This window comes from Cardinium endosymbiont of Sogatella furcifera (assembly GCF_003351905.1).
Taxonomy (GTDB): Bacteria; Bacteroidota; Bacteroidia; order Cytophagales; family Amoebophilaceae; genus Cardinium.
Genome location: NZ_CP022339.1, coordinates 653,443 through 670,569 on the forward strand (window position 1 = coordinate 653,443; position 17,127 = coordinate 670,569).

Annotated in this window: 11 protein-coding genes and 1 rRNA gene; 5 read left to right on the forward strand and 7 right to left on the reverse strand. The window is 39.5% G+C overall.

The genetic code is table 11. The features are described 5' to 3' along the window. The first annotated feature begins 383 nt into the window (after positions 1-383). Positions 384-1,793: a hypothetical protein gene (locus CE557_RS02865; RefSeq protein ID WP_162789968.1), complete on the forward strand. Its 1,410-nt coding sequence runs from the start codon at positions 384-386 to the stop codon at positions 1,791-1,793. A gap of 166 nt (positions 1,794-1,959) precedes the next feature. Here the strand turns inward: CE557_RS02865 and CE557_RS02870 are convergent, their stop codons facing one another. Next, positions 1,960-2,211, reverse strand: coding sequence for a hypothetical protein (locus CE557_RS02870; protein ID WP_162789969.1), 252 nt, complete (start codon positions 2,209-2,211; stop codon positions 1,960-1,962). Positions 2,212-2,365: 154 nt separating this feature from the next. On the opposite strand from CE557_RS02870, the gene CE557_RS02875 reads away from it, so the two are divergent. Both CE557_RS02875 and CE557_RS02880 read left to right on the forward strand, forming a co-directional pair. Next, complete coding sequence (locus CE557_RS02875) at positions 2,366-2,584, forward strand: hypothetical protein (protein WP_162789970.1); 219 nt, start codon at positions 2,366-2,368, stop codon at positions 2,582-2,584. A gap of 32 nt (positions 2,585-2,616) precedes the next feature. Next, the gene (locus CE557_RS02880; RefSeq protein WP_114910105.1) at positions 2,617-3,204 is read left to right on the forward strand and encodes a hypothetical protein; all 588 of its coding nucleotides are present in this window, start codon (positions 2,617-2,619) and stop codon (positions 3,202-3,204) included. A gap of 160 nt (positions 3,205-3,364) precedes the next feature. Here CE557_RS02880 and tsaE read toward each other — a convergent pair whose 3' ends face one another. The 4 genes from tsaE to CE557_RS02900 form a co-directional block, all read right to left on the reverse strand. Then, positions 3,365-3,799, reverse strand: coding sequence for a tRNA (adenosine(37)-N6)-threonylcarbamoyltransferase complex ATPase subunit type 1 TsaE (gene tsaE, locus CE557_RS02885; protein ID WP_114910106.1), 435 nt, complete (start codon positions 3,797-3,799; stop codon positions 3,365-3,367). A 16-nt stretch (positions 3,800-3,815) separates the two neighbouring features. After that, positions 3,816-5,987: a MutS-related protein gene (locus CE557_RS02890; RefSeq protein WP_114910107.1), complete on the reverse strand. Its 2,172-nt coding sequence runs from the start codon at positions 5,985-5,987 to the stop codon at positions 3,816-3,818. 120 nt (positions 5,988-6,107) lie between these two features. Further along, positions 6,108-8,429, reverse strand: coding sequence for a type I DNA topoisomerase (gene topA / locus CE557_RS02895; RefSeq protein ID WP_114910108.1), 2,322 nt, complete (start codon positions 8,427-8,429; stop codon positions 6,108-6,110). 585 nt (positions 8,430-9,014) lie between these two features. Continuing rightward, positions 9,015-9,905: a hypothetical protein gene (locus tag CE557_RS02900; protein ID WP_162789971.1), complete on the reverse strand. Its 891-nt coding sequence runs from the start codon at positions 9,903-9,905 to the stop codon at positions 9,015-9,017. A gap of 482 nt (positions 9,906-10,387) precedes the next feature. Here CE557_RS02900 and CE557_RS02905 point away from each other — a divergent pair. Next, positions 10,388-11,912 (forward strand): 16S ribosomal RNA (locus tag CE557_RS02905). 291 nt (positions 11,913-12,203) lie between these two features. Here CE557_RS02905 and CE557_RS02910 read toward each other — a convergent pair. Together CE557_RS02910 and CE557_RS02915 are read right to left on the reverse strand one after the other, a co-directional pair. Beyond that, complete coding sequence (locus tag CE557_RS02910) at positions 12,204-12,704, reverse strand: DUF6314 family protein (protein WP_114910110.1); 501 nt, start codon at positions 12,702-12,704, stop codon at positions 12,204-12,206. Positions 12,705-12,709: 5 nt separating this feature from the next. Next, positions 12,710-13,657, reverse strand: a complete 948-nt coding sequence (locus tag CE557_RS02915; protein WP_114910111.1) for an acetyl-CoA carboxylase carboxyltransferase subunit alpha — start codon at positions 13,655-13,657, stop codon at positions 12,710-12,712. A gap of 182 nt (positions 13,658-13,839) precedes the next feature. Here CE557_RS02915 and ileS point away from each other — a divergent pair, with 182 nt between their 5' ends. After that, a complete protein-coding gene (gene ileS, locus CE557_RS02920; protein ID WP_114910470.1) occupies positions 13,840-17,115 on the forward strand; it encodes an isoleucine--tRNA ligase in 3,276 nt (1,091 codons plus the stop codon). Positions 17,116-17,127 lie beyond the last annotated feature (12 nt).

Sequence of the window (17,127 nt, forward strand, 5' to 3'; positions counted from 1 at the left end):
ACGATATACGTATCAAGCTGTGATCGTATCCAGCTATAGGGCTTAACGATGGCTCCTGGTTTTTAGCTACAAGCCTGCGCTTGCAGCAACTTTTTTCATGAGCGTTTGATTTTTTTTGTGCACTTTTTATCAAAATAAAAAGTGTAACATAAATACCTTGCTTACTAGCATCTTAAATAGATGTTGATAGATGCATTTTACGCGTGTTATTCCAACTACAATCAATCGATTGTACTTTACACTAAAAGATCATAATATATAAAAATATTGTTTATTCCAAATAAATATTGATTTTATATAATTTATTTCATAACTCCTATTGTATTTGAGGAGGGGGGATTTTATGTGTGCGGGCCTAGGTTTATTCTCAAACTGATGTAGTTATGGGTAGAAGGTATATAAATATATTGGTTTTGATCGGTATCACTCAGTTGATGCAATGTGTTTTTTTAAGTAAAGGGTTATATATAGATAGCACGGAAGTAGGTCAAAATCATTTAAGTAAAATTTGCAAAAAAGACGATTTGGCGAAGCAAGGGTATCCAAATTTATTGTGTCTTGAATTTAATGCTTTATTTCAAAGGGGGAGGGAAGGTCTAGAAAAGGTCTTGATAAAATGTCCGAAAGCATGTATGAATGGGTTGCATACATCGGATGATAGATATAATGTTACTTATTTCATTATATCTGATGGGTATATAAAGGCCCTTGATTATAATTCTAGGCCGCTGGATACGTCTTATCCTCGCATAGATGTAGACCATATAGATGAGGAATTACTAAAGAAAATGAGAGATAGTTTATATGAGCCTAACAGTTTTCAAGCGCTGATCAATCATTACTTACAAAGAAATTATAAAGTGATTATGTATGCTTCTATAGAATACCCTGCTTTCATTTCTATGGTGTTAATACATGGGATTGGGTTTCCTAAGGAGCAGGTAGATAATATGTGTATTGTATTTAATGATTACAATGCAATACATAAGCAGAACAGCTTTATGTGTGCAGAGCACATAAAGCATGCTGAGCGATTAATATTTATCAATCATATCAGCTCTAATAAACCGGTCTATGGTTTGGTAGTGTCCAGTTACAATCCGGATGCTAAACTGATTGAAAGGGCTGATTGTGATTATGCATTCATACGTATAGATCCTACCTATCAATCTAACCATTCAGTTCCAACTTCTCGGAAGAAGTTTTCTAAGTATGTTCCTAAGTCACTACGGAAATTTTTAAAATCTAAAAATAGATGTGGCGATTCAAGTGTCGTTGTTTCGTATTGGGATAAGATAAAGCAATTTGAAGAAACAAGAGGTGAGCTAATGCAAAAAGCGGAACATGATTTAAATCAGTCGCTTGTACAATCAAGTGTTAAAAAGTGGAGGTCCTCAATTGCACCAGATAATAAAAATATTAACATGGAACAGTTAGGTGTACAGTCGCATGCGCGAACGTGTCGGTCCTCTGAAAGAATTAAAAAAGCTTTTTCATCGGTACCTCCGAGTTTGAAACGATGGCGGTCATTAACTACAAAGAACGCTGAAAATTTGGAAGTGCAAAAATATAGAAAGAATAATAATCTGAATCAGCCACTTTTAGATTTGAACGTTTTAAATGGGAAGCCAACAGTTCAGAAAATGAGCGAAGAGCCCAAACTCAAACAGCATTGGAGTCCAACAGTTCAGGAAATGAGAAAGGAGCACAAACGCATGAAGTCACGTGAAGAACGCAATTCTACATTGTGGAGGTCATTTAATGGTCCAGGGTTTTTACTTAGTTTTTCCTGATCATTGGGTATACCTGTAGTAGCTAAGATGTAATCTTGTAATCTGTCTGTCGTATGTTTGTATCTGTCGTACGTTCACGATACTGGTTAATAATGAATTTTATCCTACTTTTTTCTTCATAAAAAAGTGTGATAAAAAGTCAAGCCCTCGGTAAAAAGCTATTAGCTTACCATGCAAGTTCTACCTTGTTTTTTTGGTTGTTAACAAAAGCACGTTTACTTTGCATAAGCTTGTGTGCCATCTCTAAAAGCTTCCTCATGCAGGCTACCATTGTTACTTTTTTAGGTTTAGTCTTACCTATTAGTCTATCATAGATATTTTTTAAGTAAGTGCACCCTTTCGTTCCTGCTAATATAGCCATATATAGAGCATCTCTTGGTATTTTTCTACCTCCATTAATAAATCTTTTTACAATCAATAAATTGTATTATACACCAAAATTTATAATCGATAAATATATTATTTATTGCAAATAAATCTTGATTTTATATAATTTATTTCATAACTCCTATTGTATTGAGGGGGGGAATTTTATGTGTGCGGGCCTAGTTTTATTATCAAACGATGTAGTTATGGGTAGAAAATATATAAACATATTGGTTTTAATCGGTATCACTCAGTTGATGCAATGCACTGTTTTAAATCGAGGCCTATATATGGACAATTGTATAAAACAATATCAAGATAGCTTAAATAGAAATGCTGAAGGAGTTCATCAAGCGCATCAAGACGGTATAAAGATCTTTTGTGTTGATTTTTATACTTTATTTAAAGGACAAAAAAAGGTCTAGAAGACTGTATCAAAAGGCATCCAATAGATCACATGATTCGTTATATTAAGTTCGATGATCGTCAATATGATGATTATCATAGGATATTTGTTGATAGTTATGATAACATACAAACGGTTCAGGATGGTTGTATGGTTTTGTACACCCAGTATGATCAAGCCGTATTAGCGCAAATAAAGGATAATTTGTGTGATCCTGAAGGTTTCAGGCAGCTGGTTATTGATTGCTTACAAAAGAATTGTAAAGTAGCGATTTTTGCTTCTATAGAATACCCACTTTGCATTCCTATTCTATTAGAGCATGGTATTGGGTTAACTAAGGAACAGTTAAGTAATATATGCATGATATATAATGGCTATGATGCCAATAAAAATGATGCCTATAATTGCTATAGATTTATCAAGTATATAGAACACTGCATGAAGCTGACTGATATAAAGGGTCGTGGCTTGGTGGTATCAAGTTTACGGGATCGTCTTTTAATTGAAGTAGACTCTAAAATTGATTATGCATTCTATGTGAATGTCGGGTCTGAAGATAGATCTGGTAGTTTATCTTCAGGTTTTCCATCTTGGCGTGAAGTAAGGTCATTTGAGGAGGAGCGGGGTGTGTGGCGCTAACAGGCTGCAGTGTCGCAGTAGGCATCAGCAGCGTAAAATGATTAAAAAGGTATTGATTCTATTACTTTTTCTTGATCAGCCTGTTTTTGGCTGGTTTTGGGATAGTGTGGCCATACGGCTAAATGAGATACGCTTAATAAGCATATCTGCAATATGCAACCTAGGCAAGGTTATTGCATGAAACATGTGTACAAATCAAATTTCTAGTGGTAGGTGTCTCTATTTCTATGGTAATCAAGAAATGATGCGCAGGTAAAATGGGTTTAATTTTTGAGGGCCATTCTATAAAGCAATAGCAGCCGGAGGTAAAATAATTTTCAAAATCTAACGCAATGGCCTCATCTACATGACTTAGTCGGTAACAATCAAAGTGGTAAATAGGCGTGTGGTCTATCGTTTCATATTCATTGATAATGGGGAAAGTGGGACTGTTAACTGTAGTAGTGGTGTACAACATCCCACAAACTTCTTTAATCAATGTGGTTTTACCAGATCCCATAGGGCCTTCGAGCAGCCATATCCTATGGTCACCGGCATAGCTTAGCAATTGATCAGCTATAGCTTTTCGTTCCCCCCAAGAACTTTTTAAGATCATGTAGCGACTCTATGCTTTAACGTTTCTTTTTCTTCTTACCTTGAAGGTACTTTAGTAAAGGCCACTTCTGAGGATTTTGAACAATGCTTTCCGCTTCTTGCAATAATGTGGCATCATATCCTTCCTGTGCGAGTATTTTTAAAGCGATGGTTTGGTCTGCCTCACCTGGTACAACTTTATAGGTATAGTGTAGCTTTTGATCAGGTTTTTCCTCTATAAAAACCTTAAAGTTTCTAATGCCCCTATCCTTAAATTTATTGGTTAGGTTCATTAAAATAGGGTAATGTGTGGAGACAATATGGAGTGCATTAGGGTATTTGGCTATAGCAGCTAGTATGCTATAAGCTGCTGCACTGGCGTCAACTGGATTCGTACGGGCAAAGGGCTCATCAGAGATGGTAAAAATAAACTCATCTGGTTGAGCCTGTTCGAGCATATGCATGTACTGTTGCATGCGTGCCACCTCTACCATAAAAAGAGAGGCGCCACAAGTAATGTCGTCTCTAAGCTCAATATAGGTATTGATTTTATTAAAAGGAGTAATAACCGCATTTTTGGCAGCTGCAATCCCAAATGTTTGGCTGAGTAGTATACTACTGGCAACACCACAAATGTAAGAGGACTTTCCCCCTGCGTTTGGTCCACAAAGGATCATATTACGCGTCTTATCTGAATCTAGGTCTACATTGTTGTCTACAACGGTTGCAGGATTCAGCATGGGATTCCACATAGCTTCTAACTGTATGCATGGTGTTTTTTGTTTGGAACGATCTAAAAATTTAGTAAACGTATAACAGTGTGCTGGAAAAGCTGCTTTCGTTTCCTGTATCAAAGTAGCGATCCCCATAAAGCTATCTAATTGACCTAAGGCATACATAGCAGGCTTTAAACAATCTTTGTGTTCTGCAAATAAGTTGTATGTAGCCAATAACTTCCCACTATTCCCACGAATATAGGACCAATTAGTTAGGTTCATGTCCAAAAGATTACCAACCATAACCCCTAGTTCACTAGATTCGTTCCGTTTGTCCAATAGGGCTCTTATTGCACTTAAGGAGGGTCCATAGTAGGCTTCTAATGTCGGATGCGCTGCTACAATAGTGTTTAACTGTTGAATGGTTTGCATAAAAACTTGTACATCTCGCATGCGATCTGCCAGGTTTTTGAAAACAGCACTATATTCTTGATAACTTTTTACACCACAATACCCTCGCCATATAGCTGCTGCATGCGTAGCTGTCACACCCAAGAAAGGTAAAAGTGACGGATATCCATTGGTACGCCTATAATTATCAATAACAGACCCAATAGATACAATAGGCATAAATAAAGGGAAGATCGCATAGCTACTGCTTCTACTACCTTCGATAAACCCTCCTTTTGAAATAGAAGTGAGCCAGTAAGTAGCTTCGCACCAAAATAAACCCAATGCTGGGAGTGCAAAAAACTCGCCATATATATCTAAAAAATTTCTGAAAAAAATCCGAAGATTAAGCTTACGCGCTATTTTATTCGTAGCCGCATCGTTGGAAAGGAACCGTTTGTGCATATAATCCTTATAGGCGTGGGTATAAAGGGGATCTGTATGGGTCCATAAAGAAAGCAAGCTTTCTTCTACCTTTTGGTAGGCTTCCAAAGATTGCTTTAAAGCTGTTAAACACGTTGTGTCTTCCAATAATACCTGTAAGGTGCGTTGACGGTTGCATAGTGTGGCTATGTCACGGGTTGGGGTTACTAAAAGGGTCGCCAATGCACATTCACCTAGTACAGTAGTGGTTCTGTTGATCCGTGATAAGAAATGGTGCGCTGGGTTACTAGCCCCACCACAAAAAAGCATTAAATCTGTCCATACATTATTGTTCAATATATTCCCATTTTTTGATGGGATATTAGCCTCAATATCAGAAAATATCGTACGCAGTACTACCTTACGTTGCGTGCTTGGCGCTAATGGCATCTTCTTTACTTGTGGCGTGCCCTGTTGCTTGTTCGTTAAAGGCACTGGTGCAGAAGAGGTCGGAATGATGGAGAAAGATTTTAGGTAATGACGTGAAATATTTTCAGTCACCGATTCATGATCTTCATGCACTATTGCTGGACGGGCCCATGCCCAGCTGCTGCACATCAAGCTCAAGGGTAGGGTAAAGCAAAATATAGTTATAGTGGTGCGGTTGCTATTGCGTCTCATAATGGCTAAAAAATAAAATTTATTTTTGAGTTTAAAAAAAATCAGTTTGTTTCCCCTGCGATACCGGTTAATATAAGGTTTTATTCATTCAATAAATACAATTACTACTCTATCGATAGGTTATGGCGCTTTTTTTACGCTTTTTGATTTTAGATTGTTTGCCAAAATATGTAAACATTCCGCCAAACTGAGTAGGGCAGGGTCTGCAATATCTTTAGGGATACGGGTATGGTTTTTACCATTTTTAATATATGGCCCCCATCTGCCATGTAAGATCTGTATCGCTGGATCTTCAGGGAAGGCTTTGATCAATTTTTCTGCATCTGCTTTCCGTTTGGCTTCAATAATAGCTATTGCATCTTGTTCATGAATGGTGAATGGGTCCTCTGCTTTTGGTATGGAATAAAAAAGAGTGCCATGTTTAATATATGGGCCAAATCTACCTATGTTGATCAACAATGGCAATGTTTCAAACGTTCCAACTGTACGCGGTAGCTTAAAAAGTTCCAAGGCTTCTTCTAGTGTAATCGTTTCCATACGCTGATTGGCCCGGAGTCCTGCAAAACGTGGTGCTTCCTCGCGGCCATCTTCTTCAACGCCTAATTGAACCAATGGGCCATATTTGCCCAATCGGACGATTAATGAAGCATTGGTTGCTGGATCTTTTCCTAAGCGCCTTGTGTAGCTGACCGTTGATCGCTCTATGCCAGCAGTAGCTTGCACTTTAGGGTAAAAACCACTATAAAATTCACTTAACATCTGGTTCCAAATCTTAGCACCTTGTGCAATTTTATCCAGCTCTTTCTCCACTTGTGCGGTAAAGTTATAGTCGGTTACATCAGAAAAGTGTTGAACCAAAAAGTCATTGACCACTGCAGCCATATCAGTTGGGAAAAGCTTTTGTTTCTCTGCACGAACGATTTCAGTTAGTGTTTCTGTCTGTATGTGGTTGTTTTGTAGCGTTAATAACTTATAGGCGCGTGGAAAACCTTCACGAGACTCCAGCTTAATGTAGCCTCTTTTCTGAATAGTGGCAATAATAGGTGCATAGGTAGATGGACGTCCGATTTCCCTTTCCTCTAAATCGCGCACCAAAGTAGCTTCAGTATACCGAGCAGGTGGATTCGTGAACCGTTCTCTAGCCCACATTTTCTCTAAGCAAAGCGCTTGGCCTATATGGAGCGGCGGCAACATCCCTTTGGTCTCATCTGAACCCTCTTCATCCACTTGGTCGCGTGCATAAGCTTTTAGAAATCCTTCAAACTTTAATACTTCTCCTGTTGCGATCAGTGGTTGATCTGTTGTAGAGATTTGGATGGTTGCAATCGTTTTTTCTATTTGTGCATCGGCCATATGAGCGGCCATTGCTCTACGCCAAATGAGCTCATAGAGCCGCTGCTCATCCTTATGGCTACTGGCTACTTTTACTGAAAAATCAGTAGGCCGTATGGCTTCATGGGCTTCTTGTGCAGTCGATGATTTAGTCGTATAACTTCTAGCCTGGAAATAGGCTGCCCCATAGGTGGTGGAGACCATTTCGGATATGTTTTGTATCGCTTCTTTTGAAAGATTAACCGAGTCCGTTCGCATATAAGAAATCTTACCTGTTTCATAGAGTTGCTGCGCCAATGCCATCGTACGGTTGACAGAATAGCCCAGTTTTCTACTTGCCTCTTGTTGTAGTGTAGAAGTAATAAAAGGAGGGGAGGGAGATCGCTTTAATGCTTTTGTATCCAATGCTTTAATCGAAAAAAGTGCCCCTTTGCATTTTTCTAGAAATGTAAAGGCTTCTGCTTCCGTTTTAAACTTCTCTGGACTATCTGCTTTGAGTACCTGTCCCGTTGGTAAGCTAAAAAAAGCAGAGACCGCAAAGTGCGCCGTTGTAACGAAACGATCAATCGCCCTTTCTCGCTCTACTACCATCCTTACTGCAACAGATTGCACACGGCCTGCAGAAAGACCCGGTTTAATCTTTTTCCATAGCAAAGGCGATAGATCATACCCTACTAGTCTGTCTAAAACGCGTCTAGCTTGCTGGGAGTCAACCAAATCTAGGTCGATGGTACGGGGTTGTTTCAATGCATTTAAAACAGCCATTTTGGTAATTTCCCTAAAGACAATCCGTTGTACTTTGTCATCCTTTAACTCCAGTGCTTCTTTTAAGTGCCATGAAATCGATTCGCCTTCTCGGTCATCATCGCTAGCTAAATAAACACAGTCAGAGTTATGGGCTAATTTTTTAAGCTGTTGTACCACGCGTTCCTTTCCAGGACTGATTTCATAACTGGGCAAAAAACCTTGCTCGATATTAATGGCGTTGTTGCCTTTAATCAAGTCTCTAATATGGCCATTTGAGGAGGCGACTTGATAACTACTGCCTAGGTAGCGCTCAATAGTTTTGGCTTTTGCAGGTGACTCAACAATAACTAGATTTTTTGCCATAGAGATATTTGTTGTAATAAAAAATAGCCTACTACAATAGTATGATGCTTGCAAGATGAATAATATACAGCTTAGCGTTAACTTTTCCTGCGTTATGGTCTTTGCTGCATGCTATTGAGACATCCTATTGAGTGATCTGGGCCCAATTTACAAATGGTTATTTAATTATAATATTATATAGCTGCTAAATAAGATACAATGTTCCATATAATATAATTACCCTGTGCTAAAAATGATTGTAGTGTGTACAATGACGTCAGCTTAAGGTACCCATAATTATTTTATCTGATAATAAGTCATTTTTATTCTTATTTTTTCTTGATAAGAAACAAAACTCCTTATACATTAAGCGGCTGAAAGTGCCGCTTAATGTATAAGGATATTATGGCCGCAAGCAAGGGGTATATCCATAATCCATACAAAAATTGGCTGTAATTATTTACAGGAGCCTACTTGCGCAGCTCACTTTAGCTTAGGTTGTATGTTATTATTTCTACATTTGTTTCCTAAGTTTTACTAAAGCGTGGTTCCTTAAGTTGATACCGTGACCTTTATGGCTACCTCCTGCTTGAGATCAGTTAACAACTATTTATTTTTTATCCTTGACGTCTTTTTTTTATGCTGTTTTCCTTGTTCCTTTGGCTTGTACTCACGCAATTTAGCTTCAATAGAAGAACTGAGTAGATAATCAGGAACAGTTAAACCACCATTATTGGTTTGATCTAGGTTTATTTTACCTGTATTTAACAAAATAGTCATGATATCCCATTGTTTATCCTCAGGTATACCCCAAGAATTCTTCGCGAGTTTCATCATCAATGTTGTGCCGTCGCGATTTGCTATATTTGGATTTAGCCCTTTATTAAGCCACTTTTGCAGTGTATCTAAATTGAAGTTATCCTGTGATATCTTATGCACTAGTTCGTGGACAGTCATGCCTTGAAATCTTTCCAATTTTGGTAATTGAAAGACTGTTGACTCAGGTGTATCATTGTGCAGCCAAGTTTTATTGAATGGTGCGTTCTTGAATTTTAACTTGTAATCTTTTGAGTGGTTCAAAAAATTGATTAGTTCGTTAGCTTCAGGACTATTCGAGCTACTATTATTGGGTCTATTGCTATTTGTATGGTTAACTCGATAGTCTACTGTTGTAATCGTATTATTACTATTTCGATTAGTTGGTTCAGTGTTGTTATTAAGCGAATAAGTAATACCGCCAGCAGCACTTAATAATATAATAAACCCGAGTAATCCTGCACCTAGCATTTGTTTACATGTACAACTATTGTTTTTCTTCGTGTTGTTTTGATCCTCGCTTAATAGATTCTCATTATTATCATTACCCCACTCCTCATTGACTGTGTACGAACCATGTGCACCTAACGTTTGCCTTGTATCGACACAAGACGATAAAGTAGATAAGCTGAATAATCCGATTAGTAGGCCTGCTATATATTTTGTATATTTTTGTTTCATAATGTAGTATTTAAATTTGTAAATGATATGATATAACATGGACTAAGCAGCATGCTTGCCATGAATATTTATATCCTACCATAGCCCGCCATCTGCTTAGCTTTAATGAAAGCAAAAAAGCAACCTATTAGGCCTAATCGACCTGAGGTATACTGCTGTGCTTCTCTAGAATTTTATGAAAAAATAAATAGAATTCCTACAAAATAAACTGGATATCAGTTTAAAAAATAACATCTATGGTTTTTTGTTGCTTTATTTCTGAAAAATTTATTGCAAATTAGAAAAAAGTATGTACCTTTGTATCAGAGTTGATCAGAATGAGTGGGTAACCAGATAAAAGGTGGCTCATTCAGCGTTGATTTAGCTTTAGTTCTTTGAAATAGATGTAGGTAAGAAGCTCATTTAATTATGAGTGAGAGGGAAGTGTGTGACTCAAAAAATCATTCCTAGTTTCATGATTAGGGATAACGTTTATAAATAATAGAAAGAAGAGTTTGATCCTGGCTCAGGATGAACGCTAGCGGCAGGCCTCATACATGCAAGTCGAGGGGCAGCGGGACACTTCGGTGTTGCCGGCGACCGGCGGACGGGTGCGTAATGCACATGCAATCTACTTTACACTGGGGAATAGCCTCCGGAAACGGGAATTAATACCCCATATAATCTTACCAGCGCATGCTGGAAAGATGAAAGCTCCGGCGGTGTAAAATGAGCGTGTGTCCTATTAGCTAGTTGGAGAGGTAATGGCTCACCAAGGCTACGATGGGTAGGGGTTCTTAGTGGAAGGTCCCCCACACTGGCACTGAGATACGGGCCAGACTCCTACGGGAGGCAGCAGTAGGGAATATTGGTCAATGGGCGCAAGCCTGAACCAGCCATGCCGCGTGCAGGATGAAGGCTCTATGAGTTGTAAACTGCTTTTGTACAGGAGCAAAAAAATCCCTGCGGGGGTTCTTGAGAGTACTGTAAGAATAAGCACCGGCTAATTCCGTGCCAGCAGCCGCGGTAATACGGAAGGTGCAAGCGTTATCCGGTTTTATTGGGTTTAAAGGGTGCGTAGGCGGCTTATTAAGTCAGTTGTGAAATCCTAGTGCTTAACGCTAGAACTGCGATTGATACTATTAGGCTTGAGTTAAGAAGAGGTAGGCAGAATTTATGGTGTAGTAGTGAAATGCTTAGATATCATAAGGAATACCAATAGCGTAGGCAGCTTACTGGTCTTTAACTGACGCTGAGGCACGAAAGCGTGGGGAGCAAACAGGATTAGATACCCTGGTAGTCCACGCCGTAAACGATGATCACTCGATATACATGATACTTCGTGTGTGTCTAAGCGAAAGCGTTAAGTGATCCACCTGGGGAGTATACTCGCAAGGGTGAAACTCAAAGGAATTGACGGGGGTCCGCACAAGCGGTGGAGTATGTGGTTTAATTCGATAATACGCGAGGAACCTTACCTAGGCTAGAATGTATTTTGCTACCTCAAGAAATTGAGGGTTCCTTCGGGACGGAATACAAGGTGCTGCATGGCTGTCGTCAGCTCGTGCCGTGAGGTGTTGGGTTAAGTCCTATAACGAGCGAAACCCTTTTACTTAATTGCCAGCACGTAATGGTGGGGACTTTAAGTAGACTGCCCGTGTAAGCGGGAGGAAGGAGAGGACGAGGTCAAGTCATCATGGCCTTTATGCCCAGGGCTACACACGTACTACAATGGCATGTACAAAGGGAAGCTACTTGGTAACAAGATGCAAATCTTAAAAGCATGTCTCAGTTCGGATTGAGGTCTGCAATTCGACCTCATGAAGTTGGAATCGCTAGTAATCGCGTATCAGCAATGACGCGGTGAATACGTTCTCGGACCTTGTACACACCGCCCATCAAGCCATGGGAGTTGGTAGAGCTTGAAGACAGTGGCCGTAAAAGGAGCTGTTTAGTGTTAGACCAGCGACTGGGGCTAAGTTGTAACAAGGTAGCCGTACCGGAAGGTGTGGCTGGAATATCTCTTTTATAGAGTAGGTATACTCCCTCTCTTCTTACCGCATTTATTTTAAGTTTTATTCCTGTTTTTTTCTCTCCCTCTGTTCACGTCCTATATAAAAAATCGATAAAATAGATCTTTAATAGCCTGTTTTTATCTTATACGGGGTTTTTAATTATCACTTTTTTGAATGATAATGTCTATTATCTTCGGCACACAACTGGGTCATTCCTAATGCATAACGGACGGGATTATGTAAGCTTACTATATCGATATGTAGTGCTACATATTTAACGTAATCTCTTTACAAAATAGACATTTCATACAATTACTCCATTTGCTATGGTTATGCCTAAATCCGTTAGCGTTTTGCCAGCCATGCTGGTATATATACTTGTTATACGATAACATTTTAATGGGCCATCAACCGTATAAATGATGCGGAATCTATGCGTTTCAAAAATATAGTTTGATAGGTAACTATCTTGCATACATACATGTTCCCCATCTATTTGACCATTGAGTAGATTCAATTTATACAACAAGTTTCCGTTATGAAGGTGCTTAGATAAAGATGCCTCAGCTGTATCGTATAGATATTGATACTGCTGCTTACCTATATGCGTAGTATTTGATTGTAAATAGTGTATGGCAACTTTTTCTGAATATACAACCAAATTGGGGTTGATTTCTGATGCTGTAAAAAGGCCATAACCATATGCTATAGCATTTTGTTTCGAAATCTTTGCGGTTACATGCCTAGCTATTTTCCAAATGCCTGGGAAAAAATCAAAAACTTGCTTTGCGGTTTTGGGCTGCATAGGGGTCAGCCAATTTTACCCATTGCACAGAACTTATCTGTGCGTTCTTGGAGTAGGGTGTCAATAGGTTTACTGGATAATTTTTCTAAATGCTTGAGGATACCCTCCTTAATAAGCGCTGCAGCAGTGGGCAAATCCCTATGTGCACCCCCAATTGGTTCCTTAATAAGACCATCTATTAAACGAAACCTAGCCATGTCTTTAGCCGTTATTTGTAACATTTCTGCCGCCTGTTCTTTGTAATCCCAACTTTTCCAGAGAATAGAAGAACAAGATTCAGGTGTAATCACAGAATACCAGGTATGTTCTAGCATCAGTACATAGTCACCTATTGCAATGCCTAACGCACCACCTGATGCACCCTCTCCAATCACAATGGATATAATCGGCACACGTAATCCAAACATAGCTTGAATATTGCTGGCAATCGCTTCTGCTTGGCCACGTTCTTCTGCCTCCAGGCCTGGATAGGCACCAGGTGTATCTATAAAGGTAATAATCGGTTTATTAAATTTTTCTGCCAAACGCATCAACCGTAATGCTTTGCGGTATCCTTCTGGATTCGGCATGCCAAAGTTACGCATTTGTCGTTCTTTTGTAGTTCGTCCCTTTTGGTGACCAATGAACATGATGGTTTGCCCATTGATCGTACCAAACCCACCCACCATGGCATGATCGTCCCTGGCAAAGCGGTCCCCATGTAATTCAACAAAATTTTCTGTTATCTGTTGGATGTAGTCAAGTGTATAAGGTCTATTTGGATGGCGCGCCAGTTGGACCCGTTGCCACCGGGTTAGATTTTGAAAGGTTCTCTTTTGTAATGCTTGTATCTCACCAGCTAATTTAGCAATAGCAGCTATAAGCGCTGGTTCATTTTGTGCTTTAGCAGATGCTTGCATCCTCGCAAGCTTTTCTTCAAGTTTAACAATGGGTTTTTCAAAATCTAATAGCATACAATAGCAATTTGGTAAAGTGCGTTCCAGCACTGCTTGTAGCAAATCTAATGCTTTTTTAGCATAACCCAGTTGAGATTTGGTGTAGCTGATCGATGATTGATGTATTTCCCTATAACTTTTTCACTAAATTGCGACTTGTAGTATTTATAAATTATAGATATCATTTGGTAGGCATAGAGATGAAAAGGTATAAAACACAACCGCAGCTCAACTTATTAAAGGTTGCGCAAGAAATCGAACTTTTTTGGGACGCACAAGAAACATTTGCCTGTTCTATGCAGCAGCGTGAAAACGGTACGCCTTTTGTTTTTTTTGAAGGTCCCCCTTCAGCCAATGGTGCACCGGGTGTACACCATATTTTATCCATGACGGTTAAGGATCTTTTTACTAGGTATAAGACCATGCAGGGGTATTATGTGCGCCGTAAAAGTGGTTGGGATACCCATGGTTTACCGGTAGAGCTGCAAGTAGAAAAGAAATTAGCCATTACCAAAGAAGATATTGGCAAAAAAATTAGCATTGTTGATTATAATCAGGCCTGTCGCTCAACGGTTATGGCCTATAAAAGCGCGTGGGAAGCGTTAAACAAGCGACTGGGTTACTGGAAAGATAACCAAAACCCTTACATCACCTATGAACGCGATTATATTGAGTCTGTTTGGTACTTACTCAAAGCACTGTATAATAAAGAATTGCTCTATAAAGGGTATTCTATACAGCCTTACTCACCCCCTACGGGTGTAGGGCTCAGTTCCCATGAATTAAACCAGCCCGGTTGTTATAAGCCTGTCAAAGACATTGCCATTGTAGCCCAATTTAAATCCAATGAAAATGAATATTTGCTCGCCTGGACGACTACTCCATGGACTCTTCCTGCCAATAGTGCCTTGGCGGTAGGGGCTACGATTCAGTATGTTAAAGTGAAGACTATCAACCCTTATACTCGTTTGCCTATTCAGGTGATCTTAGCCGAAGATGCCGTGCAACGTTTTTTTACAGGCGCACAGGCTAAATGTGTTGGTGATCAATCTGATCATAGTACTCTGCCTTGGGAGATTGTGGCCCGTTATACAGGGGCAGATTTAGTAGGCTTACGGTATGAGCAGCTTTTACCATATATACAGCCTAAAGGAGAGGCGTTTAAGGTGGTTGCGGCTGATTTTGTGACCACTACAGAAGGTACGGGCATTGTACACATTGCGCCTACTTTTGGTGCAGACGATTACCGAATCGCCCAAAAAGAAAATATTGCTGCGATTATGGTAACCAATGCAGCAGGCGAATCGGTTCCAATTGTAGATAGGAAAGGTCGTTTTGTACCAGAGATTACTGATTTTGCTGGACGTTATGTCAAAGCCGCCTATGAGGAAGATGCCACTTTACCTTCTGTAGACCTACTGATTGCGCGTAAACTCAAGGAAGAAAATAAGGCTTTTAAGGTAGAAAAATATGAACACAGTTATCCCCATTGTTGGCGTACACATAAACCTATTCTCTACTATCCACTCGATGCTTGGTTTATTAAAACAACCGCTTATAAGGAGCTACTGATTGAACTCAATGATACCATTCAATGGAAGCCTGCTGCTGTAGGGAAAGGGCGGTTTGGTAATTGGCTCGAGAATTTGGTGGATTGGAATCTAAGCCGCGAACGCTATTGGGGCATTCCACTGCCTATCTGGCGTACGGTTGATCAAAAAGAGGAAAAATGCATCAGTTCTATAGCGGAACTACTATTTGAAGTAGAGCAAGCCGTATTAGCTGGCTATATGAAAGAGCAGTTGCCAGCAGATATTGATTTACATCGTCCTTATGTAGATGATATTGTACTAGTCAGCAGCAATGGCCTGCCTATGTATCGCGAAACCGCTGTGATAGATGTTTGGTTCGATTCTGGTGCTATGCCTTGTGCACAATGGCACTATCCATTTGAGAACCAAGAAATGTTTGAAAAAGGTTTTCCTGCTGATTTTATTGCAGAGGGGGTAGATCAAACCAGAGGATGGTTTTTTACCTTGCATGTAATTGCAACTTTACTGTTTGAAATACCCGCCTTTAAAAATGTGGTAGTCAATGGACTTGTATTGGACAAGCAGGGCAATAAAATGTCTAAAAGTATAGGCAATACCATCGATCCAATGGAATTATTGACCCAATATGGGCCAGATGCCATACGTTGGTATATGATTAGTAATGCCAATCCATGGGATAACTTAAAGTTTGATGTGGCAGGTGTAGCTGAAGCAGTACGTAAATTTTTCATTACGCTCCACAGTACCTATAATTTTTTTGCGTTGTATGCCAATATAGATCAATTTTATTTTACTAAAAGTGCGGTAGCGCCTAGTGCTTTAGATGAAAGTGATCGGTGGATTATTTCCCGTTCCCATACACTCATTAAAACCGTAACGCAAGCCTATGATCACTATGAGCCTACACTAGTGGCTAGGATGATTCAAGACTTTGTAGTAGATGATGTAAGCAACTGGTATGTACGGCTGAATAGAAAAAGGTTTTGGAAAAATAGCCAGGATAGTGATAAAGAAGCTGCCTATCAGACCCTTTACCATTGTCTGATAACGGTTTCTAAGCTTATGGCACCTATAGCACCTTTTTATGCAGATTATCTTTACCAAGCATTGAATCAGGTTACGGAAAAAGAAAAGCATCGCTCTGTACATTTGTCAGATTTTCCAATAACAGCAGCAGACGCTTTGGATCCAACGCTAGAAGAAGCGATGCGTCAGGTACAAAAAATTGTTTCTATGGCCCATGCTTTACGTAAAAAGCATAAAATTAAAGTTCGTCAACCTTTGCCTAGTATCCGTATTGTAGGTCTCTTTGCTTCAACTGGATGGGCGCGTTTAGAAGCGTTGATTAAAGCAGAAATTAATGTCAAGCAAATCCATTATTTAGATGATATCCCTAGTTTTAAAAAAGCCAAACCCAACTTTCCACTTTTAGGTAAACGATATGGCCCTAAAATGAAACAGCTTAGTGAGGCCATTATAGCTTTAACACCAGCTGAAATTTATGCTTTAGAGCAAGGTCATACCCACCTATTGGATCTACACGGTGAGTCAATTCCACTGAACTTGGCAGATATATGGGTGGTGACAGAAGACATCCCCGGATGGTGTGTGGCTACAGAGGGTGAGCTCACCATTGCCTTGGATACCACCTTGGATGATGCTCTCCAAGAAGAAGGCATGGCGCGTGAGTGGGTGCATCGCATTCAGCAATTACGTAAAACCCTAAACTTTGATATTCAAGATAATATAATAATTGATATTCAGCAAAACAAAAATCTGATCAGTCAAGCTATTGCTGCCTACAAAGATTATATTTGTATGGAAACGCAGGCGGTACAATTACAATTTGTACCCGAGCTAGAAGGCGTTGAAGTGGATATAGAAGGGGTAGTGGTGGTGGTTCGGCTGACTAAAGTGGAATAAGTCACATAGTGG